Genomic DNA, 24,684 nt, shown 5'->3' with positions numbered 1-24,684 from the left:
TAAAGCATGTGAAATTGCTTTAGGCTTTTTTAATTCGCTGAGCTTGTTCAGGTTGGAAGCACAGTGTGCTTCCAACGCAAGCGAGGTCTTTCTGCGTCAATAAAGACGCAGAAAGTGTGGGCTAGTGTGTTTAACGCAGTGTGTCAGGTTTGTGTTGCTGCATTTCGCGCTTGAAGCTTTTTTATTCTGCCGAGCTTTCTCAGGACTGAAAGTGCACTGCACTTTCAGTGAAAGCTCGGTCTGTCTTCGTCTCGATTGACGGGAAAGGGCGTGAAGGCAGCAGAAAGTTTGCAGTCGTGTAAAGGAAGGGTCGGTTGCGCACGAAATAACGGCAGAAAGTTTACTGCGGTGTAAAGGAAGGGTCGCGAAATGACTGGATGGAGGCAGAAACTTTACGTGCGTGTAAAGGGAAAGTCGGCTACGCGCGAGAATCCGATTGAAACGTGCGCTCGCTCGATTTTAGCGCGCGGAGTAGTGACGCTCTTGCGATGTGATGTCGTCCAGGAAGAAGCTTGCACCTTCGCGGCAAGACGTGCTGCTTTCGAAATCTTCCGGAGCGTAAGGCGCAACGCTTTCAAACATCTCCTCGTAATCAGCAACGCTTAAATGCACGCGCGAATCAAGCATATCCGCATGCTCGCGCGCAAACAGCGCATCTCTAAATCCTGGCGCAATCGTGCCGCTGAAAAATTCACCAACAGCGCCGGAACCATAAGAAAATAGTCCAATCTTATCGCCGCTTTTAAGTGCAGTAAGATCACTATTTTCGCAAGTAAATTCGTCTAACTCAAGTAAAGACAGCAATCCCAAATACAGGGAACCTGTATAGATGTTGCCTACACGACGGCTGTACTTCGTGCTGGTTTCGTAGCGCGAAAGTAAGCGATTGCGCGACGACTCGCTTAGGTTGCTATTATCGCAAGAATCAGAGCAAGAATTTGCGCAAGAATCCATCGCAGCCTTAAGTGCTTTCAAACCCATTTTCGTATATGGCAAATGGAAGCACAATCCGGCGAAATCGTTGAAATTGCAATCGTTTTGCGCGCAATACTTTTGCCAAACTTCGCAGAAAAATTGTATGTATTGCTCGGTTGAAAACTTGCCGTGAGCAAGAGCGGTGTCTTGGTAAACAGGTCGCCAAAAGTCCTGAATATCCGCGGATTTTACAACGCTGTCGTCGTTAATTTTAAGCACGTGCGGATTCGCGCTCACAAGCATTGCCACAGCCCCAGCGCCTTGCGTAACTTCGCCAGGGGTAGCAAGCCCGTAGCGCGCAATATCGGCTGCAATAACAAGCACTTGCGGATTTTTTTCTGCGTGCGCGCGCACATAATCGCATGCCATCATCAAAGCTGCCGTTCCGCCGTAGCAAGCCTCTTTTACTTCAATAGAGCGCACCCACGGCGTGAGTTTTAGCAGATTTTGAACGTATAGCGCGCTGGATTTACTTGCGTCGACTCCGCTTTCTGTGCCGACGATGAGCATTTTGAGGCGATTGCTATCGATGTATGGTAGCAGTGGGAGTGCGGCTTGCGCAGCGAGAGTGACGATGTCTTGGTGATTTGGTGGCACGGATTGTTCGCTTTGACCGATTCCGATTGTGAATTTGTTAGGGTCGATTCCGCGGTGTTCCGCCAATTCTTCGAGGTTTAGGTAATAGTGCGGCGTTGCGAAGGAGATGCGGTCAATGCCGACGGCAAGGGGAGTGGTTGCGGAGGTTGTGGTTGTGTTGGCTGCTGCGGTTGCTGATATTTTGATATTTTGTGTGCTCATTTGTCCTAAAACCCCTAAATTTTCTTAATTTTTACTTGATTCTCGTAACTTTTGAAGTAATTGCGTAACTTTTTCTGTAGTTCTTTCTGCAGGGCTAAATTGCAAAATATTATGCGTGATTTCTGCGATTTCCGCACCTTTGGCACCTGCTGCAATTGCCAGGTTTGAAGACTGCAATGCCATGTGACCTGCTTGAATTCCAGGGCCTGCTAGTGCGCGAAGAGCCGCAAGATTTTGCACCAAACCGAGCGCGGCAAGCGTATTTCTAAAGTCGTTTGCGTTTTTGTATTTGCCGATTTTGATCGCGAGTTTTGCCATTGGAAGCGATGAGATTGAGCCGCCGACAATGCCGATCTGTAGCGGAATTTCAATACTGCCGTGGAGTATGGTTTTTCCGTTTAAAGTTTCGGTGTTCCACTTTGACAGTGGTAGGTAGCGACCGGAGCGCGCCGCCCACGCGTGTGCTGCCGATTCTAGCGCTCGCGTATCATTCCCGGACGCGAGCGCGGCTCCTGCGATTCCGTTTAGGATTCCTTTGTTGTGCGTGGCGGCGCGTGCAGGGTCGCTGGCGGCAAGCGCGCTCAATGCCGCGATTCGGCGCGCAAGGCGCTTTCCCTCGCGCTCTCGTTCAGAGTCTTCCAGCCGCCTGGATGCTAGTGCTTCAACCGGTATATGCACTTCTGCTGTGGTGGCAACGCGGCTGGTGTTCGTGAGTATTGCAACTAGCGCCTGCACGCCGAGCCAGCTTTCCAGCTGGGCTTTGACGGCTTCGCCCATAGTGTTCACTGTGTTTGCGCCCATTGCGTCGCATGTGTCTACGTCAATCTCGAGCTTTGCGAAGCCGTGCAAAGCTGAAGCGCGGCATTTTCGCGCGCCGCCACCCCTTTTACTCATTGATGGGTGTGACTCGTTTGCAATGCGCAACAGTTCTGCAACCTTTTCTTTATTTCCAACGATTCTGCTCAAGCGCGCCGCCACGCTCCCGTCAGCGTCCTCAAAAGCTATTTGTGCTGTAGTCACGTATTGTGGGGAGCGCGCAATAATTCCGTATCCAACGTCAGTCGCTGCAGCAATTCGCGCCCCATTGCACGCAGCTGCAATCACGGATGGCTCCTCAGTTGCAACCAGCACGTCACGCACTTCGCCGTTCACAATCAGCCCACGCACAACGCCAACCGGCAGCGTATACTTTCCAATTTGATGCTCAATCATATGATTTGCAACGTCTGCAGAAATTGTAGTATCAGAACTTTCTGCAAACTGTTTAAGCAAAAATGCTGCCTCAGCCTCGTTAATTGCGCCCTCATTTTGCAAGGTTTTTATGCGATTTTCCACGCTTAATTCACGAAAAGCGGTCATCGAAATCACCTCATGATTTGTAGACTACGAATGCTTCTGATCGCTTCGCATTCTGACTTAGTTGCTTCGCATTCTGACTTAGTTGTTTTGCATTCTGACTTTATTGTTTTACATTTTGGCTTGATTATTTCGCATTTTAATTTGCATAGAAACGCCGATTCCGCCGCCGACGCACAGCGCAGCAACTCCATTTAACTTATTGCTATCTCGCAAAGCGTATATAAGCGTCGTCAAAATCCTCGCTCCGCTAGCGCCAAGCGGATGTCCGAGTGCAATTGCTCCACCGCGTACGTTGAGTTTTGACTCGTCAATATGAAGTTGCTCCGAAACGGCAATGCTTTGCGCTGCAAACGCTTCGTTTATTTCAAATAAGTCAATGTTATCAACGTTGCTGCCGGTCGCATTTAGCATGCGTTCCATTACATGTTTTGGAGCGTATCCCATTAAATCTGGGTCGATTCCGCCTTCTGCGAATCCTACAATTTGCGCAAGATATTCAATTCCGTGCGCTTGCGCGTAATCTTTGCTCATAAGCACTAGAGCTACAGCTCCGTCGTTAATTCCGCTTGCGTTTCCTGCAGTTACAGTCGATTCGTGCTTGCAAACTTCGTTCTCGCCAACTTCGCAAGTTGCGTCCGCAGTTTCTTCCGATGCTTTAAAAAGCGTGCGCAATTTCGACAACTGCTCTAAAGACGTATCTTCGCGAGGATGCTCGTCGCGAGTTATAACAGTTCCGTTTGCAAGCGTTACTGGCACAATTTCAGAAGCAAAATCGCCTCTTTTAATAGCGGCAACAGCTTTTTGGTGAGATTTGAGTGCAAAAATATCTTGTGCTTCGCGAGTAATACCAAATTTTGCTGCAACATTTTCTGCAGTAACGCCCATTGCGTCGCCAGTAAAAGCGTCGTTTAAGCCGTCTCGTTGCAAACCGTCAATAAGGGCAAAATTCCCGTATTTGTGTCCGCTAAATCGCGAATTAGTTGCGTAAAACGGTACGTTGCTCATGCTTTCAGTGCCGCCTGCAACAACAACTTGCGCATCTCCCATAACGATTGCGGATTGTGCTAAGCGCACTGCTTTTAAGCCGGATCCGCATACTTCGTTAATTGTCATTGCGCTGCTAGAAGTATCTAATCCTGCTTTTAACGCAATTTGGCGAGCAACGTTTTGTCCGCTGCCTGCTTGTAATACGTTTCCAAAAATAGCTTGATCCACGTCGTGTGAGCTAATTCTAGCGCGTTCTATTGCTGCTTTTGCTGCGATTGTTCCTAAATCAACTGAGGAAAGCGAAGATAAGCTGCCGCCGAATTTGCCAATAGGCGTACGTACAGCGCTTGCAATCACCACTTCAGTCATATGTTTAGCCACCTAATCAATTGTTTGTTGCAATACGTGTTGAAGTATACCAACCGGACTACTTTATCGTATTTTTCGACAAAATTACCATTTGCGAAAAATTTTTCTCGTTTCCTTCACAATTAGACTTACTTCAGTGAGTTTGCGCTCCTGAATCCGGCATAAACTTTACAGCCGCGTAAATTAAGAGTCGTATTTCTCCCAAACCTTCTGAAGCTTTGCAGTAATGCTCTGCAAACGTTGATTTATTACTGTCCAAAGAACGCTAACATCCGTGCTGCTGCACACGTCACACCGGGCACAAATACCACACACCCCACCGCAGCTTAATTTCGTGACTTTAGTTGCACGAATACCAGTGTGGTAGAGATTTGAGATTTTTCGCACTGAGCGAAGGACGCTCGCGCAGCGCTTTGACCGAGCTTGAAATCATTGGGATTTCAAGCTCCTTCAAAGCGTGATTTGGCTCAATTGTGAAGCACGGTGTACTTCACAATTGAGCCAAATCAGCCGAACGGCTACCAATAGCCGTGAGGAATAAGCTCGCTACGAAACTCGCGTTGGAAGTCCACTGGACTTCCAACGCGAGTTTCCGCTCCGAGTTACTTTCGCGCGCTACGCTCTAAGCGCGAAAGCAGGTCGGAGCGCTACTTACGGAACGAAATCGAGCCGTCAACAGGATCCATCGCGTCAACAATCGCCAGCGAATCCAAGTCATATCCGGCTTCACGAAGCGCATCTCCACCACCTTGGAAGCCCTTTTCGATAGCGATTCCAATGCCGGCAACGCTAGCTCCAGCATGATTGCAAATGTCGATTAATCCTTGCAAAGCTTTGCCGTTCGCCAAAAAATCATCCAAAATAAGCACGCGATCTTCCGCACTTAAATACTTACGTGACACAATCACCGGAAACTCGCGCTGCTTTGTAAAAGAAAATACCGTAGATACGTATTGGTCGCCATCGAGATTAATTGACTGAGCTTTCTTTGCAAAAACTACAGGAACTCCGCCAAAATGACGTGCTGCAACACATGCAATTCCAATACCAGAAGCTTCAATCGTAAGAATCTTAGTAATATTTGCGTCGCGGAAATGCTCAGCCCAAGCGGCTCCCATATGATCAAATAAATTCACATCGCACTGGTGGTTCAAAAAAGCGTCTACTTTTAATACATTGCCTGGTTTTACGATACCATCTTGGAGAATGCGTTCTTCCAGTTCTTGCACGATGCGCCCCTTCTTACGAACAATTACATTGCAGTACGCTCAAGCATACCCAAGTTCGTGACACAATACGAGTAAAAACGACTGCAGCATGTGGTAAACCTGATTAAATACGTGCGCAATTAAAACGTGGGGGCGTTTTATTGCTGAAGCTAAAACGTAGGTAATTGGCAGCATTAATGGAGTACAAGTATGAGCGTAAGTATGGGCGCAAGTATGAATGCAAATATGAGTGCAAAGGATAGCGATTACGGATATGTAAGTGATTTGTTGGGGAATCCAGTTGATTCGTTCGATTCTGACGATCGTTTTTACGAGAATGTTGCGGATGCGAATGATTATGCCAACTACAGTTACGACGAGTATGCTGACGCTTACGCTAAAGAGCCTGATTTTACGCAGCAAGAATATGCGTCTGATCAAGAATCAGTGCCTTCCCAACAAGAAGCTCTTGCCCAACAAGAACTGCTTCCTCAAGAATCTCAAGAATATTCCCAAAATTTCGCACATTCTAGAGTTGCAGTTGACGCGCAAAAACTACTCGACGGCTTAAATCCGCAACAATCTCAAGCAGTCCAGTACGACGGACCGGCACTGCTTATTGGAGCAGGAGCTGGAAGCGGCAAAACGCGAGTTCTTACGCGAAGAATAGCTTGGATATTAAGCCAAAAAGGTGCCTGGCCAAGCCAAATTCTTGCCATCACTTTTACAAACAAAGCAGCTGCCGAAATGCGTGAACGTTTAAGCAAACTTATTGGTAGCGAAGCAAATACTATGTGGGTTTCGACGTTCCACTCTGCATGTGTGAAAATACTTCGCAGATCAGGACAGTATATTGGCTTAAAATCAGGCTTTTCTATTTACGATACTTCCGATTGCGAGCGATTAGTAAAAATTATTGCAACAGAGCTTAACGTTGATATTAAGCGTTTTACGCCACGCAGCATTTTGGGCAAGATTTCGGATTGCAAAAATAGTTTAATCACTTGGCGTGAGCAACTAGACATGTATGCTAACGATTACAAGCCTGGTGTTGCAGGTCAACAAATTGCGCACGCTGGCAATTCTGAAGCTGTTTACGCAACTATTTATGCGGAATATCAGCATCGTTTATCTCAAGCAAATGCGGTTGATTTTGACGATTTAATTATGCGAACTGTGCAACTCATGCGCGAAGTACCAGAAGCTGCGCAATATTACCGCCATAAGTTCCGCTATATTCTTGTAGACGAGTACCAGGATACGAATCACGCTCAATACGAGCTTATTCGCGAGCTTGCTGGAGTGGATGTAAAGCAAAATAGTGCAAATCCATCTCAGCAAAATAACACTCCTGCATCAATCACAGTTGTAGGTGACTCCGACCAGTCGATTTACGCTTTTCGCGGAGCAGATATTCGCAATATTCAAGACTTTGAAAAAGATTTTCCAAACGCTACAACTATTATGCTTGAGCAAAATTATCGCTCTACGCAAACTATTTTGGATGCTGCAAATGCAGTTGTTTCGCATAATCAAGGACGAAAGCCTAAAAAATTGTGGACGGCATTAGGTAAGGGCGCTCCAATTACTGGTTATGCAGCAGACAGTGCTCAACAGGAAGCAGCTTGGGTTGCGCAAGAAATAGCGCGATTAGCAGGTGAAGAGGGCGTTGCTTATTCGGATATGGCGATTATGTATCGCGCTAATGCACAGTCTCGTTCGCTAGAAGATGCGCTCGTTAAAGCAGGTCTTCCGTATCAGCTTGTTGGTGGCACGAAGTTTTACGAGCGTCGCGAAGTAAAAGATGCGCTCGCATACTTGCAATCTATGGCAAACCCGGATGACGATGTGAATATGCGCCGAATTTTGAATGTGCCTAAGCGTGGGCTTGGGGCGCGTGCGGAGGCTTTGCTGACGCTTTATGCTCAAACACAAGGAGTTAGCTTCTGGCAAGCCTTGGAGCATTTGGAGTCAATCGAAGGCATGCCAACTCGCACTGCAACCAAGCTTAAAGAGTTCCGCGAGCTTATGCACAACTTAATTACGTGTATGCAAAACAATGACTCGAAACCTTCTAAAGTTATTGACAGCATACTGAACGACAGTGGTTTGCTGGAGGATTTGCAACGTTCTGAAGATCCTCAAGATGCCGCTCGCGTGGATAATTTGTCACAATTGCAGTCGGTTGCAGCTGAGTATGAGCAGAATACGCCGGATGCTAGTGTTGCTGGTTTCCTTGAAACGACGGCGCTTGTGGCTGATTCGGATCAATTGCCGGATGAAAATGAGGACACTGGTAAAGTTACGTTGATGACGCTTCACACGGCTAAGGGTTTGGAGTATCCGGTTGTGTTCCTAACTGGCATGGAGCAGGGAACTTTTCCGCATTCTCGCGCTTTGGAAGACGATGGCGAGCTTTGCGAGGAGCGTCGTCTTGCTTATGTTGGTATTACGCGAGCTAAGCAGCGTTTGTATGTTACGCGTGCTGCTGTTCGTGCGCAATGGGGGCAGGCTCAAGATATGCTTCCAAGCCAGTTTTTGGATGAGATTCCAGATAATTTGATTGATTGGAAGCGCAGAGAGTCTGATGTTGAGCGTTGGGGTGCTTCGTCTAGACGCGGCGATGATTTCGATAGCGATTTTGATAGTGATTTTGGCGGCGATTTTGATAGCGACTTCGGCGGCTGGGATGACGATTATAGCGATGCGTTTAGTGAAAAAACAACTTATGGTGGAAGCAGTTACAGTTCTGAAAAATCGCATGGCTCTAAGTCTTACGGAAGAAATAAATCGTATGGCTCGAGTTCTTACGGAAGAAATAAATCGTATGGCTCGAGTTCTTACGGATCTTCTTACGGAAAGTCTTATAGCAAGTCTTATGGCTCTTCTTACGGCTCGTCTTACGGCTCTTCTTATTCTAAATCGAATTGGTCTAAGTCAAGTGCAGTAAAAACGCGCAAAGTTACCGCAAAAACTGTGGCTTCAACAAGCGCAACAAAAGTTGGTTCAACTTCCGCAGTTATGAATAAAGACAATCATCTAAATATTCAAGACTTCCAAGTTGGCGACAAAATTACTCACGATACTTACGGCTTAGGAACTGTGCTAGCAACGCAAGATAAGGGCAGAAACTCAATTATTACAGTCGATTTCGGCTCCGATGGAGTAAAGCGACTAATGCTTAGAGTTGCACCAATCGAGAAATTGTAAAATCTTCTATTTATGCACTTTAATGTAAGATAAATTTTTAACAAGGACGTGGCATTCGCGGGTGTGGGTGCCGAGAAGCGTGTTGCATTAACGAAAATGTGACACTAAAAAATAAAAACATACATTTAATGAGGTATAAATTATGAAAAACAAATTATTCGCATCAATTCCTGCAATTATTTTCGGCTTGCTTATTGCCATTGCACCATTGACGTTTGCAAAGCCATGCTCAACCGGAGGCATGCACAAAATGCATATGATGATGCAACCTATGGCATGCTACTACACAGGTCGTGCAGCTGTTGGAATTGGCTTAGTTATTGCAGTACTTGGAATTATTGCGTTATTTGTTAAAGAAAATGTTCGCATTGGTTTAAATATTGCTGTAGTTGTGAATGCTTTGCTTATGCTTGCTGTTACAACATTCCTTATTGGCGTGTGCAAGAGCCCAATGATGCATTGTGCATCCGTTATGCGCCCAACGTTGATTGTTCTGTCTGTGCTCGCATTGGTGTTCGCAGCTGTTTCCGTGTATTTGGATAATAAAGAAGATTAATAGTTCAAATAGTTCGAAAAGCTTACTAAAGCAAGATTATGCGCACTATTACGCTAAAGCGATTGCCGCTGGAAAATCTTAAACGCAAGCCATTGCGCACTGCTGCACTTATTGTTGTATCTGCGTGCTTGTCTGCAATATTTTTCGGCGGCTCGCTGATTTCTATGAATCTTGAACGCGGCTTGAACAGTATGCGAGAACGCATGGGAGCCGATATTATGGTTATCCCTCAAGGTACGCACACTAAGGCAGAAGCGTTGCTTACAAACAGTGGTTCAAGCACTTTTTATTTCACTAACGATATTGAGAATTTAGTAAGACGCTCTCCGGGTGTGCAAAAGGCGAGTGCACAAACGTATATTTCTTCGCTTTCTGCAGGATGTTGCGCTGAAAAATTGCAAATTATTGGTTTTGATCCCGATTCTGATTTTGTTATAGGTCCTTGGATTTATTCTCAACATAAGCAGAAGTTACAAAAAGGTGAGATGATTGCTGGCGCAAATGTAATCGTGTCTTATATGAATACTGTTCGTCTTTTTGGACACCAATGGCCTGTAGCTGCGCAGCTTGCAAAAACCGGCACAAGCATTGATAATTCAGTGTTTGTGCGACGCGAAAGTGTGCCGCAAGTAGTTGAGTATTCAACGAAAGTAGGGCATACCGCTATTCCAAAGGAATATGCTAAAAAAGCAGTTTCTGCAGTTCTCGTAAAAGTACAAAAGGGTTACAGCGCGCAAGAAGTTGCAAAAAATATTCGCAAAACAACTGGTCTTTCAAGCATTGGCATAGTTTTTCCGGGCGGAATTACAGCAACTACGCAAGCTAATCTTGGTGTTTTTACTCGCACGTTGACTTTTATAATTGCTGCGTGCTGGCTAGTTGGATTGCTAGTTTTAGTTGCAGTGTTTTCAACATCTGTAAACGAGCGCAAAAAAGAGTTTGCTTCTCTTCGCATACTTGGCACAACAAGAAATATGCTTTTAGGTGTTGTAGTTAGAGAATCTACGATACTTGGCTTAGTTGGTGGAGTATTGGGGGTTGCGTCTGCAAGTCTTATATTGTTCCCTTACAGTTCTCTTATTTCTGAACAATTGCAGCTTCCGTATTTGGAAGTGACTGCGCTATCAGTAGCAGTGCTTATGTTAGCGTCTGTGCTACTTGCGCTTGTTGCAGTTGTTGTAGCTTCAGCACTTACCACATTGCGTATTGCTATGCGCGAAACGTATTTGACACTTAGGTCAGGTGAGTAAGTATGGAAGATAAGAGTCAAAAACTGCCAAGTAATGAGTTTGATATTTTACCTGTTGTTGAGCTTACTCGTGTAACTCGCGAATTTATGCGCAGAAAACACAAATTTTTTGCAGTAAATAACGTGAGTTTTGCGCTAAATAGCGGCGATTTTGTGGCAATCGTTGGAAAGTCAGGTAACGGAAAATCTACTTTACTAAATTTGATTGCTGGGTTATTGAAGCCAACGCATGGAAGTGTAAAAGTTTGCGGCGAAGAGATTTCTGAACGCACTTTTAGTGATGCAAAAATGTCTCGTTTGCGCGCATGTGATATAGGTTTTGTGACGCAATCGCAGACGCTTTTACAAAATCTTACTGTGCATGACAACATACTTTTACCTGTGCAAATTGCAGCTAGTACTTGTGAAGTAAGCAAGTCTGTTGAAAGTAAGTCTAAGGTAAGTAAGTCTGCTGAAAGTAAGTCTGAAATAAGCGAAGATTTAAACGAGACTCGCGCGTTAGAACTTTGCAAGCAATTGCATATTGAAGATTTACTGTGGTGCTACCCAAGTGAGCTTTCGGGTGGTGAAATGCGTCGCGTAATGATTGTGCGCGCGCTAATAAACAATCCAAAGCTTCTTATTCTTGACGAGCCTACTGGCGATTTGGATGTAGAGCATACTCGCATAGTGGTGAAAATATTGCGCGAGGCTGCAAAAAATGGTGTGGCAGTGCTCATGGTAACTCACGATGTTGAGGCTGCTCGTTGTGCGGATCGCACATACACAATGGATTGCGGATTGATTTGCCGGAGCGCTTGAAGCGTAGCGCGCGTAGGCACTTCAATCCGGAAACTCGCTTAAGTTGGAAGTCCAGTGGACTTCCAACGCGAGTTTCGTAGTGAGCGCGTTACTCGCGCGAGCGTTTTGGCTGGTTTGTGGAACATTTGCCGGGGAACTTACAACGTGAGTTTCGCGCTCAGTACGAAAAATATCAACAATTATTCTTACGGGTGTGTAGAATCAGAAACGATGCCTATTTTGTGTAAGCATCATCTGGAGCCTTAGCCCATCAGTGGGTCGGCGCGCGGTAGTTATGGCGTTATTTCAACGTTTTAATACTTGCGCGTTCGTGTGTTAGCACGAAGAAGCACTGGAGAGGCCGGCTCAGCGTGAATAATTTTAAGCGATTTTGCGATCGATTAAAAACTTGGTTCACGTTCCGTTCAGATAACGACAGAATTAAAGGATTAGCTATGACTAATATTCAGCGTTCTCGCCGTCAGGTGCGTCTTTCTCGCGCCCTCGGCATCGCTTTAACCCCAAAGGCTCAGCGTATCTTCGAGAAGCGTCCATATGCTCCAGGTGAGCACGGTCGCACTCGTCGTCGCACCGAGTCCGATTACGCAGTACGTCTTCGCGAGAAGCAGCGTCTTCGCGCTCAGTACGGCATCTCCGAGAAGCAGCTTCGTGCTGCTTACGAGAAGGGTACGCACACTGCAGGCCAGACCGGTGACGCAATGCTCACCGATTTGGAAACTCGTCTTGATGCTTTGGTTTTGCGTGCAGGCTTTGCTCGCACCACCGCCCAGGCTCGTCAGTTTGTTGTACATCGTCATATTTTGGTTGATGGCAATCTTGTCGATCGCCCATCTTACCGTGTGAAGCCAGGTCAGACCATTCAGGTTCGTGCCAAGAGCCAGACCATGGTTCCATTCCAGATGGCTGCAGAAGGCGTTCATCGCGACGTTTTGCCAGCAGTTCCTGGTTACCTCGATGTGAATCTTGCCTCTTTGAAGGCTACTTTGACTCGTAAGCCGGAAGTCGATCAGATTCCAGTTGAAGTCAACATTCAGTACGTCGTCGAATACTACGCTCGTTAATTCGCCGATTTAATTCTTAAGGACATACCGCTTGACCCCTGCTATGCGATTGCGTGGCAGGGGTCAATGCGTTTTTGTCGATTTCATCGGTTTGTTTGGTGTTTTTGACAGTTATGTACCGCTTAGTGCAATAATGGAGCTATGTTGCTGCATCTTTATTTAGTGCGTCACGGACAGACGCTATTTAATCGCTATAATCGACTGCAAGGCTGGTCAAATTCTCCGCTTACTGAAAAGGGGTTGAAAGATGCGGACACGGCTGCAAAAAAGCTAGAAAATATTGCTTTTGCTGCAGCTTACTGTTCGGATACTACTCGTGCGCAAATCACGGCTCAGTGTATTCTCGACGTAAATGAAGCTGCCGGTAACGTGCGCCCGACGCTTATAAGCGATATGCATTTTCGCGAGCAATGCTACGGCTATTTTGAAGGTCAAGATATGCAAATGGCTTGGTGGGCTGCAGGAGCGCCTCACGGAGCGCACACTTATAACGAAATCGTTGAAAAATTTGGGCTTGCAGCCACTCGTGACATGCTTAAAGAAGCGGATCCTTTCCACGATGCCGAGTCAGATATCGAATATTGGACTCGCGTAGAAGAAGGTTTTGCGTTAATCGCTTCAAATTCTTTGCTTAACGATGGAGATAATGTTTTGCAAATTTCGCATGGCAACACTTTGCTAAGTCTTATGCACCGTTTTGCGCCTGCAGGCTACGATTTAAGCGAACGCCCTCAAAACGGAAGCGTAACCAGACTTGATTTTGATACTACCAAACCTATTGATAATGCCATTACTATTCGAGGCTATAACGAGTAGATTCTACTTTTTAACTTTGTTATATGCGTCGTTACCGTTCGTTAGTCTTAAGTCATTGCGAATGGTTTTAACTGTAGTCTGATTTGCTGTTGTATTAGCTTTCAGCGCGGTGAAGTCTTAAGCAAAAATGGTACAGAAAGAGGTTACGATGAGCGTTGGAGACATAGCTGCTCTTATTGCCGCGATTGCGTTTACTGTGCTTTCGGGTTTTTTGATTTATCCGCTAATTAGATTGGGCAAGTTGTTCGATCAGATTGCGAAAACTGTCAAAGAGTCGGGTGAGCATGCGATGCCTGCAATTGACGAGTCTGTGACGACGATTAAGCAAGTTAATAAGACTCTTGACGATGTAAACGCTGTTTCAGGAGCTACGCGCACAACTGTTACGAATATTGGTGCTCTTACTGATTTGTATGGTGCTTTCCTTGGAAAACCGCTCGTAAAAATTGCAGCTGCCGGTTACGCTCTAAAAGATACTGTTTCTTCTTTCTTCAATAAGCCGACTGTGCCAACAGACAAGAATAGTGCCAATAGTAACGCTTCAAAAGAATCCTCTGATAAGAATGCAACTAAGAATGCAAGCAGGGGGGAGTAATGTTCAAGCGTTTATTTTGGATGTTTGTTGGCATTGTAATTGGTGTTCTTACAGTTACGAAGGCTCGTGCATATGTTAAAGCAAAAATGCCGTCTTCTGCTAGTCATTTTATATTTGATAAGGAACCGAAAAATATCACATTGCGCACAGTAATGGGATTGTTTAAAGATTTCAATACTAGCCGTAAAGAGCATGAAGCTGAGCTTAATTCTCGTTATGCTAATCGTAAGAATAGGGAATTTTAAATAAAAAACGAGTTTTTCATAATTTCGTTACTTTGCTAAGTTTAGTTAAGTTAAGTATTGAAGTACTATATTGAATGTTTGCATGATTGCGTCGTGCGTCATGCGGCACGATTTCGTGTGAGCGTTGCATGTGGCTTTTGTTTGTGACGGTTATTTGTGACGGTTTGCGTGGGTCTTGCTAAAAATTACACAAGGAGTTCGTACGTATGCGCACAGCAGAAATTGCAAAGCGTTATCTTGACTATTTTGCTAAGAATGGTCATATGGTTGTTCCTTCGGCTTCTCTTATTTCGCCGAACCCAACAACATTGTTTACTATTGCCGGCATGGTGCCGTTTATTCCTTACTTGCTTGGTGAGCAGACGCCTCCTTCGCGTCGTATGGCTTCGAATCAGAAGTGCGTTCGCACTCTAGATATTGACGAAGTTGGTAAGACTACTCGTCACGGCACCTTCTTCCAGATGGTTGGTAACTTCTCGTTCGGCGATTATTTTAAAGAGGAAGCTATTCACTATGCTTGGGAGCTTTTAACTAGTCCTCAAGATAAGGGCGGCTACGGTTTTGACCCTGAAAAGCTTTGGGTTACTACTTATACTGATGACGATGAAGCTCGCGCAATTTGGAAGAACGAAGGCTTCGACCCAGAGCATATGCAAGTTTTCGGTATGGAAGATAACTTCTGGACTACAGGCGGCCCTGGTCCTGGCGGCCCATGCTCCGAAATCTACGTGGATCGCGGTTCTAAATATGGTCGCGATGGAGGTCCGGCTGCTGACGAATCTCGCTTTATTGAGATTTGGGATTTGGTTTTCGAAAATTACCAGGTAGATAACGTCAAATCTAAGACTGATTTGCATATTGCTGGCGAACTCGATCAAAAGAATATTGATACTGGCGCTGGTTTGGAGCGCTTGGCTTACCTTATGCAAGGTAAGGAAAATATTTACGAAACTGACGAAGTTTACCCAGTTATTGAAGCTGCAGAAAAGCTTAGTGGCGTAAAGTATGGCAGCAACGCTGATGCGGATGTTCGTTTCCGCGTTGTAGCAGATCATGTGCGTTCCGCTTTGATGATTATGAGCGATGGCGTGCGTCCAAGCAATGTTGGCCGCGGCTACGTGCTTCGTCGTCTTCTTCGCAGAACTGTTCGCGCAATGCGTATGCTCGGCGTTCAAGATCCAGTTTTGCCAACCTTGTTCCCAGTTTCTAAGTCTGCTATGGAGCCAAGCTATCCGGAGCTTAACGATACTTTCCACGAGGTTAGCGAAGCTGCTTACGGTGAAGAGGATGCTTTCCGTCGCACTCTTGAAAAGGGCACGACTATTCTCGATTTTGCTGTTGAAAAAGCTAAGAAAGAGCATAAGGATGACCCTATAGTTGGCGGCTCCGACGCATTTACTTTGCACGATACTTACGGCTTCCCAATTGAGCTTACTCTTGAGATGGCAGCTGAGCAGGGTGTTAAGGTTGATGAAGCTAAGTTCCGCGAGCTTATGAGCGAGCAGAAGGGTCGCGCTCGCGCTGATGCTTTGAAGAAGCGCCACAACGTGGATGTTAGCGTTTACGACGATATTAAGAAGGCTCTTGAAAAGCCAATTGACTTCCTTGGCTACACTGACTTCTCCAGCCGTTCTAACGTTTTGGCAATTGTTGAAGCAGGTAAGGGCTCTGTTAAAAGCGTTACTGCTCCTGCAAACGTTGAGATTATTCTCGACCGCACGCCATTCTACGCTGAGCGCGGCGGCCAGATTGCTGACCAGGGCGAGATTATTTCCGATGACGGCGCGATTTTGGAAGTTGACGATGTTCAGCGACCAATCAAGGATTTGATTGTTCACAGCTGCCGACTTACCGAAGGAACTCTTAGCGTTGGTGCTCCTGTAAACACCAATATTGACCAGGTTCGTAGAGCTGCTTTGGCTCGAAGCCACACTGCTACGCATACCCTTCACAAGGCTTTGCGCGAAGAGCTTGGTCCACAGGCAACTCAGCGCGGTTCCGTGGTTGATCCAGACCGCTTGCGCTTCGACTTCCAGTGGCCAAAGGCTGTTGATAAGGATGCGCTTTCTCGCGTTGAAGCTCGCGTAAACGAGCGTATTCGCGACGATTTGCAGGTTGTTCCTAAGGAAATGCCAATCGACGACGCTTTTAAGCTTGGAGCAATGCACTTGTTCGGCGAAAAGTACGGCGATGTTGTGCGCGTTGTTGAAATCGGCGACGGTTGGAGCCGCGAGCTTTGCGGTGGCACTCACGCTAAGAGCACCGGAAAGATTGGTATGGTTACAATCCTTTCCGAGTCTTCTATTGGCTCTGGCGTTCGCCGTATTGACGCTCTTTGTGGTGAAGCTGCGTACGAGTATGGCGCTCGTGAACACACTTTGGTTGCGCAATTAGCAGATATGGTTAACGCGCGTCCAGACGAGTTAGCTGAACGTTTGGAATCTTTGCTTAACAAGATGAAGGATTCTGATCGTAAGCTTGCATCTGTTTACGAAGCTCAATTAAATGAAGCTGTACCAACATTAGTTGATGAAGCAAAGAATAGTAACGAAAAAGTTAAGTTGGCTCTTAAGAATGTTGGCAACTTTGGCTCATTCGATGCTTTGCGCAAGACAGTCCTAGATATTCGTGCTCGTTTAGGTGAAGATGCTCCAGTGGTTGTTGCACTTGCTGGTGTTAATGAAGACGATCGACCAATGATCGCAGTTGCTACAAACGAAGCTGCTCGCGGTCTTGGTGCTAAGGCTGGCGACTTGGTTCGTACTGCTTCCAAGGTGCTTGGTGGTGGCGGTGGCGGCAAGCCAGACTTCGCTCAGGGCGGCGGTACAGACGCTTCTAAGATTGATGAAGCTCTCGAAGCTGCGAAATCAGAAGTAGCTAAGCTCGCCTAGTGCGTGTCTTACAGCTTAAAAAAATTTACGAATCTATACCAAAAGCAACACGAAATATGGTGTGGTTAGGTATTGATTTAGGTGACGCAAGGGTCGGACTTGCACTTTCCGACCCTGGTCTCACCTTTGCACATCCTATTGGTAATGTGCAAGTGTTTGGAGATTCCTTCCGTGCTATAGATGAAGTGCTTGAAGTTATTGAAGATAACAATGTGGAAAAAGTTGTTATAGGCTTGCCTTTGCAACTCGATGGCACTGAAGGAAAATCTGCTAAAAAAGCTCTGCGCTGGGGGAAGAATCTAATAAAACGCATGCAAATATTGCATGACGAAAAAGATTGGGCGTTGGATTATATGCCAGAAGTAGTTTGGAAAGATGAGCGTTTGACAACAGTAAGTGCTCATCGTCAGCTTTTGCAAGCGGATCTTTCTACTAAAAAGCATCGTCCAATGGTAGATCAGCAGTCGGCAGTGTTGATTTTGCAGTCTGCGCTTGACGCAAATAATGCAGAGTAGTTTTGAAAATCGAGTAAAAGCAGAAATAGCGAAGAGGAGAATAGCGTGTCTGACAATTTTGATGAATTTTTTGACAAACATGCAAAGTGGACTGAGCATGATGGCGAGCCGTCGTCAGAATCATCTAATTCTTCTAAATACAAGTCTTCGACTGTTAGCTTCAGAAAACGTGCTAAAGCTCGTCTTGAAGCAAAAAAACGCAGGCGTAGAGCAAAAGTCGTTTTATCTATTCTGCTCGTATTCGTATTAGCTGTTGTTGGATATTTTGGATACAGTGCGGTTCGCGCGTGGAAATTATCTCAAAATAGCGAGTCTGTTGCAGATTGGCCAGGCCCAGGCTTTGGAACGGTTGAGTTTACTATTGACACCGGCGAGGGTGCTATTAGCGTTGCCAACAAATTAGTTAAGGCAAATGTTGTTAAATCTCAATCAGCTTTTACTTCAGCTGTTTCTGCAAATAATAAAATTTTGTATCCTGGCGTTTACTCACTGAAAAAACATATGGCTGCTATTGATGTAGTTGATATTCTTTCAGATCAAACAAAAGCAGGCGGATTCCTTGAAGTTCGTGCAGGGGATCACGCAGCAGACGTTTTGCAAAAAGCTTCAACATTATCTGGAATAAGTTTAGATAAATTCAAGGCTGCGTTAGCTGATGGCACCGCAGGAATTCTGCCTGCTGAAGCAAACGGTAGCGTTGAAGGCTGGCTAGAGCCTGGAGTTTATAACGTAAAAGCTATGAAAAGTGCGGATGCTATTCTTTCCGCAATGGTAAAAAAGCGTATTGAAAAACTTGATTCTCTTGGAATTCCTAAAGGTAAAGATAGAGAAAAAGCCTTAATTATGGCGTCTATTGCCGAAGCTGAAGTGAATAATCGCGAATATTATGGCAAAGTTATTCGCGTAATACTGAACCGTTTGGCAAAAGATATGTCGTTAGGAATGGATTCTACTGTTGGTTACGGCGCAGGAGTAAAACCTATAAAGCTTACACAATCAATGCTAGATAATCCAAATAATCCTTACAATACTCGCATTCACAAGGGTTTGACTCCTACGCCTATTGGTATTGCTGGAGACAACGCTCTTCTTGCCACTATTAAGCCTCAAGACGGTCCGTGGCTTTACTTTGTCACCACGAATTTGAAAACTGGCGAAACGAAGTTTGCGGATAATAAAGACGACTTTTTGAAGTTCCGCGACGAGTACAAGCGCAACAATCCCGAAGGCAACTAAACTGTTAAATAAAAATATAGCTTTTAACCACATATATGTTTTGAGGTTGTAACAGTTTCGCAAGTTTTCGTAATCTGCTTTAATGAAGCAATTAATTATTACGATACTATCGGTGCTGCCAACGCTCACATGTTTAATTTCAGTTTGCGCAACTGACATAAAAAGTCGCGTAGTGCCAAGACTTTGGGTTGTTATTGCAGGAATTTTTCAATCTTTTGCGAATCTCATATATTCGATTATTTTATTTAGAAATATTAGCGTGCTTATTTTCGGCTGGATTTCTTGCGTAATTATTTTTGTAATTTACTGGGGTATGCGAAAAATTTCCGCAAAAAATGCTATTGGTTTCGGAGATGTTACGAGCGCGTCGATGATTGCGCAAGCCTTGATATTATTCGGCTTTGACTGCTTAATTTATTGGTTCGCTTTAATTGGAGCAGTTGGCTTACTTTGGCTTTTGCTATGGAAAATTTACTGCAAAATCTGTTCGCCAACTAACGTATCAATACCATTCGTACCAGTAGAAGCAATATCTGCAATACTCGCAGCATTGCTGTCAATAACAACCTGCTCAATACTTGGTAGTTAGTAGAGTAAAGTATTTAGACGCGTAAATTACTTGAGAATGGAGAAATGGCATGCTTAGATGGCAAACGGCAGGGGAGTCGCACGGTGAAGCATTAGTAGCCATGATTGAAGGTTTGCCGGCTGGCGTGCACATTACTAGCAATGATGTAGTTTCTGCACTTGCTCGCCGTCGCCTTGGTTATGGTCGTGGCGCGCGTATGAAGTTTGAGCAAGACAAAGTGCGTCTTTTAACTGGAGTTCGTCACGGAGTAACGCTTGGTTCTCCGATTGCTGTAGAAATCGCGAATACAGAGTGGCCAAAGTGGACCGAAGTAATGAGTGCAGATCCTTTGGATCACGAGGTTGAGCAAGTTGGCAGAAATGCTCCTTTGAGCCGCCCTCGTCCAGGGCATGCGGATTTAACTGGTATGCGCAAGTATGGTTTTAATGATGCTCGCGAAGTTTTAGAGCGTTCGAGCGCTAGGGAAACGGCTTCGCGCGTTGCTTTGGGTGCTATTGCTGATGCGTTTTTACAGCAGGCTTTGGGTGTGCGCACTGTTGCGCATGTTATCGGCATCGGCGGCGAATACACTAACAAAAGTTTAGCTTTACCAACACCAGATGATGTTGCTGCTTTGGATGCTTCTCCAGTTCGTACTCTCGACAAAGATGCGCAAGCGCGAATGATGGCTCGCATCGACGAAGCAAAAGCAAATGCAGATACGCTCGGTGGAGTAGTGGAAGTGCTTGCTTATGGCATGCCTGCAGGAGTTGGTACATACGTTGAGTCGGATCGTCGCTTGGATGCGGCTCTCGCGAGCGCGATTATGGGAATTCAGGCTATTAAAGGCGTGGAAATTGGCGACGGTTTTGCAGAAGCAGATCGCCCCGGATCGGCCGCGCACGACGAAATGGTAACAGACGAAAACGGGAAAATTAAGCGTCTTACTAATCGAGCTGGAGGAATTGAAGGCGGAATGTCGAACGGCGAAATTATTCGCGTGCGCGCTGCGATGAAGCCAATTCCGTCTATTCCACGCGCTTTGCACACAGTGGATGTGCTTACTGGCGAAGCTGCTCAAGCTATTAATCAGCGCTCCGATTTCACTGCTGTGCCAGCTGCTTCTGTAGTTGCAGAAGCGATGGTAAGGCTTACTTTAGCAAAGTATGCTTTGGAAAAATTCGGCGGAGATTCTTTGCAAGAAACGCGCCGAAATGTGGAGTCTTACGTAGCTTCCTGGCCGGAGAATATGAAATGAGCAACACTAAACTTCCGCTAGCTGTTATTATTGGCATGCCTGCTGCTGGAAAAACGCGCGTTGGCCGCGAAGTTGCGCATCTTATGAATCTGCCCTTTTATGATACAGATGACATGATCGAGTGCGATATTGATATGTCAATACCGCAATATTTCGAGGAATATGGCCAGGATGCTTTTCGTAAAATAGAAGCTCGCATAGTGCGAGAGGCAATTTTGGGAGATACACCTATAGAAGATTCTACAAAGGGAATAGTTTCGCTTGGTGGCGGTGCGCCTATGCGTGAAGAAACTCAAAAAGTTTTGCGTGAGTATATGCGTAGTGGCGGTCGCGTTGTGTATTTGCAAGCCAATGCTAAAGAGGCTATTGAGCGCGCAAGCTGGAATAATAATCGTCCTATGTTTTCTGGAGAAGATGCGCAAAAGCGTTGGATGGAATTATTTGAGCAGAGAGACCCTGTTTTTAGAGCGGTATCGAATATCCACATGCAAACAAAAGGTTCGACTCCGTATATGGCTGCAGAAAAATTAAGGAGCATGATTATGCAACGTATTGTGCACGTAACAGGTGAAGGAATTGAACCATACGATGTGCGAATTGGTGACGGTGCAATGCAACTTCTGCCGCAAATGCTTGGAACTAAGCCAGTTAAAGTGGCGTTAGTTCACACGCAACCTGTTCAGCGTCATAGCGACAAAGCTCGAACTATTTTGCGCCAATCTGGTTACGAAGTTTTCGACATGTTAATTCCGGATGCAGAAGCTGGAAAAACTATTAAAGTTGCAAGTGGATTGTGGGCTAACCTGGCAGAAGCTGGTTTTACTCGTTCGGATGCAATTGTTGGTTTAGGCGGAGGAGCAGCAACGGATGTCGCTGGCTTTGTTGCTGCAACTTGGATGCGTGGAATTCGCTATGTAAACTGCCCTACTTCGCTTCTTGCGATGGTTGACGCGTCTACGGGCGGTAAAACTGGTATTAATACGGATGCTGGAAAGAATCTAGTCGGCAGCTTTTACACTCCAGCTGGCGTTTTAGCAGATACTTCTACGCTTGCAACTCTTCCAAACGATATTCTTATTGAAGGCTTGGGCGAGGTTGCAAAATCTGGTTTTATTCGCGATGGCGAAATTTTGAAGATTCTTAGCGATGCCAATAACGCAAGGCTTTTGCGTGAATTTAATGGGGATGATTTAGAAAATAATAACGAACTTCATGAACTGCTCGTGGAGCTTATTGAACGCACAGTTAAAGTAAAGGCGTATCACGTATCGAGCGATTTAAAAGAGCAGGGTTTGCGCGAGTTTTTGAACTACGGGCATACGCTTGGCCACTCGATTGAGCAGATTGAGCATTTCCGCTGGCGTCATGGAAACGCTGTAGCTGTTGGTATGGTTTTTGCGGCGGAGCTTGCGCAAATTTTAGGATATTTGGATGCGGGAGACGTTGCGTATCATCGTTCGCTTTTGGATTCGCTTGGATTGCCAACTTCGTGGCAGTGTGCAAAAGATGCGGATGCTGCTTTTGAGTGCGTGCTTAACCTTATGCATCGCGACAAAAAAGCGCGCGGTAACATGCTACGTTTCGTAATTTTGGATGGTATTTCTAATCCTATGCATTTAGACAATCCGCCTATTGAAGCTGTTCGTGAAGCTTTTGAGTGCGTTTATAAGCAAAAATAATTAATCTTGCGAGGTAAAAATGGAAAATCAGCATACAAAAAAAGTGCTTGTTGTAAACGGACCGAATTTAGGTCGTTTAGGTGTGCGTCAGCCGGACGTGTACGGTAGTGAGAACTTTGAAACTTTACGCGAGAAATGCGAAAAGTGGGGTGCGGAACTTGGGTTTGAAGTAGAAGTGCGCCAAAGTGACGACGAAGCTCAAATGGTTCACTGGATGCACGAAGCTGCCGATACTCATACGCCTGTTGTTATGAATCCTGCCGCTTTTACACACTACAGTTACGCGCTCGCGGACGCTGCTCACATGGTTTTGGATGCTGGAGTTCCGCTCATGGAAGTGCATATTTCTAATCCTGCTGCGCGCGATGCTTTTCGTAAAATTAGCATAATTAGTCCTGTTGCAACCGGCACTATTACAGGCATGGGATTGTACGGCTATAAGCTCGCTTTAGAAGCCGTTGCGCATCTTGTTTGATTTTGTTCGATTTTTTGCGAATCAACACCCAGCGTCGAGGCTCGAAGATACCATGGAGTTCCATGGTTAGAAGACAACATGGTAACTCTCAGGAGCATATTACAAAGCATATTTTTGTCACTGGTGGCGTAGTTTCGTCCCTCGGAAAAGGCCTTACAGCATCATCTTTAGGCCGACTTTTACGCAGTCGCGGATTGCATGTATTACAACAAAAACTCGACCCTTATATCAATGTTGACCCGGGTACAATGAACCCATTCCAGCATGGCGAAGTCTATGTTACGGAAGATGGTGCAGAAACAGATCTCGATATTGGTCATTACGAGCGATTCCTCGATGTTTTCTTAAGCCAGAAAGCGAATGTAACTACAGGTCAGATTTATCAATCTGTGCTTCGTAAGGAGCGCGCTGGCGAATATTTGGGTCAGTGCGTGCAAGTTATTCCGCATATTACTGGCGAGATTAAGTCGCGTATGCGCGCGCAAGCTTCCGACGATGTAGACGTGATTATTACGGAAATCGGCGGCACAGTTGGCGATATTGAATCCCAGCCATTCTTGGAGGCTGCTCGCGAAGTTCGTCGCGATTTAGGTCCTGAAAACTGCATGTTTGTGCACGTTTCTTTGGTACCTTATATTGCTGCAGCGCACGAGTTGAAGACTAAGCCAACTCAGCATTCTGTGATGATGCTGCGTCAGCTTGGTATTTCTCCAGACGCGCTTGTTTTGCGCTCCGATCGTCCGCTTAATCAGGCTATTAAAGACAAGATTTCGCTTATGTGCGATGTCGATGCTGAAGGCGTTGTGAACTGCGTTGACGCTCCAAGCATTTACGATGTGCCGAAGATTTTGTTCAACGAGGGCTTGGACGCTTACGTTGTTCGCGAGCTTGAGCTTCCATTCCACGATGTTGATTGGAACGAGTGGGAAGATTTGCTTGAGCGCGTGCATCATCCAAAGCATGAGCTAAACATTGCAATCGTTGGAAAGTATATTGATTTGCCGGATGCTTACCTTTCTGTTACCGAGGCTATTAAAGCTGGCGGTTTTGCAAACTGGGCTAAAGTTAACGTGCGCTGGGTTGCTGCCGACAAGTGCGAAACTCAAGAAGGTGCAGCTGCGGCTCTTGACCAAATGGACGGCATGGTTATTCCAGGCGGCTTCGGCATTCGCGGTATTGAAGGTAAGATTGGCGCACTTCGTTACGCTCGCGAGCATGGTTTGCCAACGCTTGGTCTTTGCCTTGGCTTGCAATCTATGGTTATTGAGTACGCTCGTCACGTGCTTGGGCTTGAGGATGCTAATTCCACTGAGTTCGAGAAGGATTGTGGCGATCCAGTAATTGCGACTATGGAAGAGCAGAAGGATATCGTGGCTGGTAAGGGAGATATGGGTCACACAATGCGACTTGGCTCTTACCCTGCAACGCTTGAAGAAGGCTCTATTGTTGCTGAGCTTTACGGCACTACGCATGTTACTGAGCGTCACCGTCACCGTTACGAAGTGAACGTGGCATATAAGGATCGTTTGCGCGAAGCTGGCTTGCGTATTAGCGGCCAAAGCCCAGATGGTAACTTGACTGAGTTTGTGGAGCTTCCAAAGGAAGTTCACCCATTCTACGTAGCAACTCAAGCTCATCCAGAGTTTAAGTCTCGTCCAACTAAGCCTCATCCACTGTTTGCTGGATTGGTTGCGGCAGCACTGGAACATCAGGAAGCTGTTGCTAGTAGTAAAGCTGATAAGTAAGGCTTAAGTAAGAATTAAGTAAGAATTAAGTAAATAGAAATAAGCGGTAAGACTGGGTTTTCCTAAGTTTTGCCGCTTTTTCATTCGC

Annotated in this window: 20 protein-coding genes; 16 read left to right on the top strand and 4 right to left on the bottom strand. The window is 45.7% G+C overall.

Annotated features, from left to right (window positions below; genetic code table 11):
* Positions 1-459 precede the first annotated feature (459 nt).
* From HXT40_RS05775 to HXT40_RS05760, 4 genes are all read right to left on the bottom strand, one after another.
* Complete coding sequence (locus HXT40_RS05775; RefSeq protein WP_103013915.1) at positions 460-1,773, bottom strand: hydroxymethylglutaryl-CoA synthase; 1,314 nt, start codon at positions 1,771-1,773, stop codon at positions 460-462.
* 24 nt (positions 1,774-1,797) lie between these two features.
* Complete coding sequence (locus HXT40_RS05770; RefSeq protein ID WP_421777224.1) at positions 1,798-3,132, bottom strand: hydroxymethylglutaryl-CoA reductase, degradative; 1,335 nt, start codon at positions 3,130-3,132, stop codon at positions 1,798-1,800.
* Between the two features lie 108 nt (positions 3,133-3,240).
* The gene (locus HXT40_RS05765) at positions 3,241-4,488 is read right to left on the bottom strand and encodes an acetyl-CoA C-acyltransferase (protein ID WP_421777223.1); all 1,248 of its coding nucleotides are present in this window, start codon (positions 4,486-4,488) and stop codon (positions 3,241-3,243) included.
* Between the two features lie 647 nt (positions 4,489-5,135).
* Positions 5,136-5,717: a xanthine phosphoribosyltransferase gene (locus tag HXT40_RS05760; protein WP_004110321.1), complete on the bottom strand. Its 582-nt coding sequence runs from the start codon at positions 5,715-5,717 to the stop codon at positions 5,136-5,138.
* A 189-nt stretch (positions 5,718-5,906) separates the two neighbouring features.
* Here HXT40_RS05760 and HXT40_RS05755 point away from each other — a divergent pair, with 189 nt between their 5' ends.
* From HXT40_RS05755 to HXT40_RS05680, 16 genes are all read left to right on the top strand, one after another.
* Positions 5,907-8,906 (top strand): ATP-dependent helicase, encoded by a 3,000-nt coding sequence (locus HXT40_RS05755; RefSeq protein ID WP_421777222.1) that lies wholly within the window; start codon positions 5,907-5,909, stop codon positions 8,904-8,906.
* A gap of 142 nt (positions 8,907-9,048) precedes the next feature.
* Complete coding sequence (locus tag HXT40_RS05750; RefSeq protein WP_004110325.1) at positions 9,049-9,462, top strand: DUF4418 family protein; 414 nt, start codon at positions 9,049-9,051, stop codon at positions 9,460-9,462.
* A gap of 38 nt (positions 9,463-9,500) precedes the next feature.
* A complete protein-coding gene (locus HXT40_RS05745) occupies positions 9,501-10,712 on the top strand; it encodes an FtsX-like permease family protein (protein ID WP_416090990.1) in 1,212 nt (403 codons plus the stop codon).
* Positions 10,713-10,714: 2 nt separating this feature from the next.
* Positions 10,715-11,512, top strand: a complete 798-nt coding sequence (locus tag HXT40_RS05740) for an ABC transporter ATP-binding protein (RefSeq protein ID WP_416090992.1) — start codon at positions 10,715-10,717, stop codon at positions 11,510-11,512.
* Positions 11,513-11,946: 434 nt separating this feature from the next.
* Entirely contained in the window at positions 11,947-12,573 is a 627-nt protein-coding gene (rpsD, locus tag HXT40_RS05735; RefSeq protein ID WP_004105277.1) for a 30S ribosomal protein S4, read from the top strand.
* A 141-nt stretch (positions 12,574-12,714) separates the two neighbouring features.
* Positions 12,715-13,389 carry a histidine phosphatase family protein gene (locus HXT40_RS05730; protein ID WP_416090994.1) on the top strand — a complete coding sequence of 225 codons (675 nt, stop codon included), beginning with the start codon at positions 12,715-12,717 and terminating at the stop codon, positions 13,387-13,389.
* A 148-nt stretch (positions 13,390-13,537) separates the two neighbouring features.
* Complete coding sequence (locus tag HXT40_RS05725) at positions 13,538-13,984, top strand: DUF948 domain-containing protein (RefSeq protein ID WP_004110334.1); 447 nt, start codon at positions 13,538-13,540, stop codon at positions 13,982-13,984.
* Positions 13,984-14,229: a hypothetical protein gene (locus HXT40_RS05720; protein WP_076002651.1), complete on the top strand. Its 246-nt coding sequence runs from the start codon at positions 13,984-13,986 to the stop codon at positions 14,227-14,229. The genes HXT40_RS05725 and HXT40_RS05720 overlap by 1 nt, the downstream gene beginning before the upstream one ends.
* Before the next feature lie 206 nt (positions 14,230-14,435).
* The gene (gene alaS / locus HXT40_RS05715; RefSeq protein ID WP_421777221.1) at positions 14,436-17,120 is read left to right on the top strand and encodes an alanine--tRNA ligase; all 2,685 of its coding nucleotides are present in this window, start codon (positions 14,436-14,438) and stop codon (positions 17,118-17,120) included.
* A 56-nt stretch (positions 17,121-17,176) separates the two neighbouring features.
* A complete protein-coding gene (gene ruvX / locus HXT40_RS05710) occupies positions 17,177-17,635 on the top strand; it encodes a Holliday junction resolvase RuvX (RefSeq protein WP_076003136.1) in 459 nt (152 codons plus the stop codon).
* Between the two features lie 45 nt (positions 17,636-17,680).
* Complete coding sequence (mltG, locus tag HXT40_RS05705) at positions 17,681-18,871, top strand: endolytic transglycosylase MltG (protein WP_415693568.1); 1,191 nt, start codon at positions 17,681-17,683, stop codon at positions 18,869-18,871.
* Between the two features lie 82 nt (positions 18,872-18,953).
* Positions 18,954-19,460, top strand: coding sequence for a peptidase A24 (locus tag HXT40_RS05700; protein WP_162861118.1), 507 nt, complete (start codon positions 18,954-18,956; stop codon positions 19,458-19,460).
* A gap of 49 nt (positions 19,461-19,509) precedes the next feature.
* Complete coding sequence (aroC, locus tag HXT40_RS05695; protein WP_174182650.1) at positions 19,510-20,697, top strand: chorismate synthase; 1,188 nt, start codon at positions 19,510-19,512, stop codon at positions 20,695-20,697.
* Positions 20,694-22,376 carry a bifunctional shikimate kinase/3-dehydroquinate synthase gene (locus tag HXT40_RS05690; protein WP_421777220.1) on the top strand — a complete coding sequence of 561 codons (1,683 nt, stop codon included), beginning with the start codon at positions 20,694-20,696 and terminating at the stop codon, positions 22,374-22,376. The genes aroC and HXT40_RS05690 overlap by 4 nt, the downstream gene beginning before the upstream one ends.
* Positions 22,377-22,395: 19 nt before the next feature.
* On the top strand, positions 22,396-22,851 hold the full coding sequence (aroQ, locus tag HXT40_RS05685) for a type II 3-dehydroquinate dehydratase (RefSeq protein ID WP_421777219.1): 456 nt from the start codon (positions 22,396-22,398) through the stop codon (positions 22,849-22,851).
* Positions 22,852-22,913: 62 nt separating this feature from the next.
* Positions 22,914-24,596: a CTP synthase gene (locus HXT40_RS05680; RefSeq protein ID WP_285089454.1), complete on the top strand. Its 1,683-nt coding sequence runs from the start codon at positions 22,914-22,916 to the stop codon at positions 24,594-24,596.
* The last annotated feature ends 88 nt before the right edge of the window (positions 24,597-24,684 follow it).

This window comes from Gardnerella sp. DNF01180P (genome assembly GCF_049244205.1).
Classification (GTDB): Bacteria; Actinomycetota; Actinomycetes; order Actinomycetales; family Bifidobacteriaceae; genus Bifidobacterium; species Bifidobacterium swidsinskii.
This window is presented reverse-complemented; position numbering and strand designations above follow the sequence as displayed.

Excerpts from the sequence above, each read along its gene's own strand:
- HXT40_RS05680 (WP_285089454.1), top strand. The coding sequence starts at position 22,914 with ATGGTTAGAAGACAACATGGTAACTCTCAGGAGCATATTACAAAGCAT.
- HXT40_RS05725 (WP_004110334.1), top strand. The coding sequence starts at position 13,538 with ATGAGCGTTGGAGACATAGCTGCTCTTATTGCCGCGATTGCGTTTACT.
- HXT40_RS05690 (WP_421777220.1), top strand. The coding sequence starts at position 20,694 with ATGAGCAACACTAAACTTCCGCTAGCTGTTATTATTGGCATGCCTGCT.
- HXT40_RS05765 (WP_421777223.1), bottom strand. The coding sequence starts at position 4,488 with ATGACTGAAGTGGTGATTGCAAGCGCTGTACGTACGCCTATTGGCAAA.
- HXT40_RS05720 (WP_076002651.1), top strand. The coding sequence starts at position 13,984 with ATGTTCAAGCGTTTATTTTGGATGTTTGTTGGCATTGTAATTGGTGTT.
- HXT40_RS05770 (WP_421777224.1), bottom strand. The coding sequence starts at position 3,132 with ATGACCGCTTTTCGTGAATTAAGCGTGGAAAATCGCATAAAAACCTTG.
- aroC (WP_174182650.1), top strand. The coding sequence starts at position 19,510 with ATGCTTAGATGGCAAACGGCAGGGGAGTCGCACGGTGAAGCATTAGTA.
- HXT40_RS05755 (WP_421777222.1), top strand. The coding sequence starts at position 5,907 with ATGAGCGTAAGTATGGGCGCAAGTATGAATGCAAATATGAGTGCAAAG.
- HXT40_RS05745 (WP_416090990.1), top strand. The coding sequence starts at position 9,501 with ATGCGCACTATTACGCTAAAGCGATTGCCGCTGGAAAATCTTAAACGC.
- aroQ (WP_421777219.1), top strand. The coding sequence starts at position 22,396 with ATGGAAAATCAGCATACAAAAAAAGTGCTTGTTGTAAACGGACCGAAT.
- HXT40_RS05730 (WP_416090994.1), top strand. The coding sequence starts at position 12,715 with ATGTTGCTGCATCTTTATTTAGTGCGTCACGGACAGACGCTATTTAAT.
- rpsD (WP_004105277.1), top strand. The coding sequence starts at position 11,947 with ATGACTAATATTCAGCGTTCTCGCCGTCAGGTGCGTCTTTCTCGCGCC.
- ruvX (WP_076003136.1), top strand. The coding sequence starts at position 17,177 with ATGGTGTGGTTAGGTATTGATTTAGGTGACGCAAGGGTCGGACTTGCA.
- HXT40_RS05740 (WP_416090992.1), top strand. The coding sequence starts at position 10,715 with ATGGAAGATAAGAGTCAAAAACTGCCAAGTAATGAGTTTGATATTTTA.
- HXT40_RS05700 (WP_162861118.1), top strand. The coding sequence starts at position 18,954 with ATGAAGCAATTAATTATTACGATACTATCGGTGCTGCCAACGCTCACA.
- HXT40_RS05775 (WP_103013915.1), bottom strand. The coding sequence starts at position 1,773 with ATGAGCACACAAAATATCAAAATATCAGCAACCGCAGCAGCCAACACA.
- HXT40_RS05750 (WP_004110325.1), top strand. The coding sequence starts at position 9,049 with ATGAAAAACAAATTATTCGCATCAATTCCTGCAATTATTTTCGGCTTG.
- alaS (WP_421777221.1), top strand. The coding sequence starts at position 14,436 with ATGCGCACAGCAGAAATTGCAAAGCGTTATCTTGACTATTTTGCTAAG.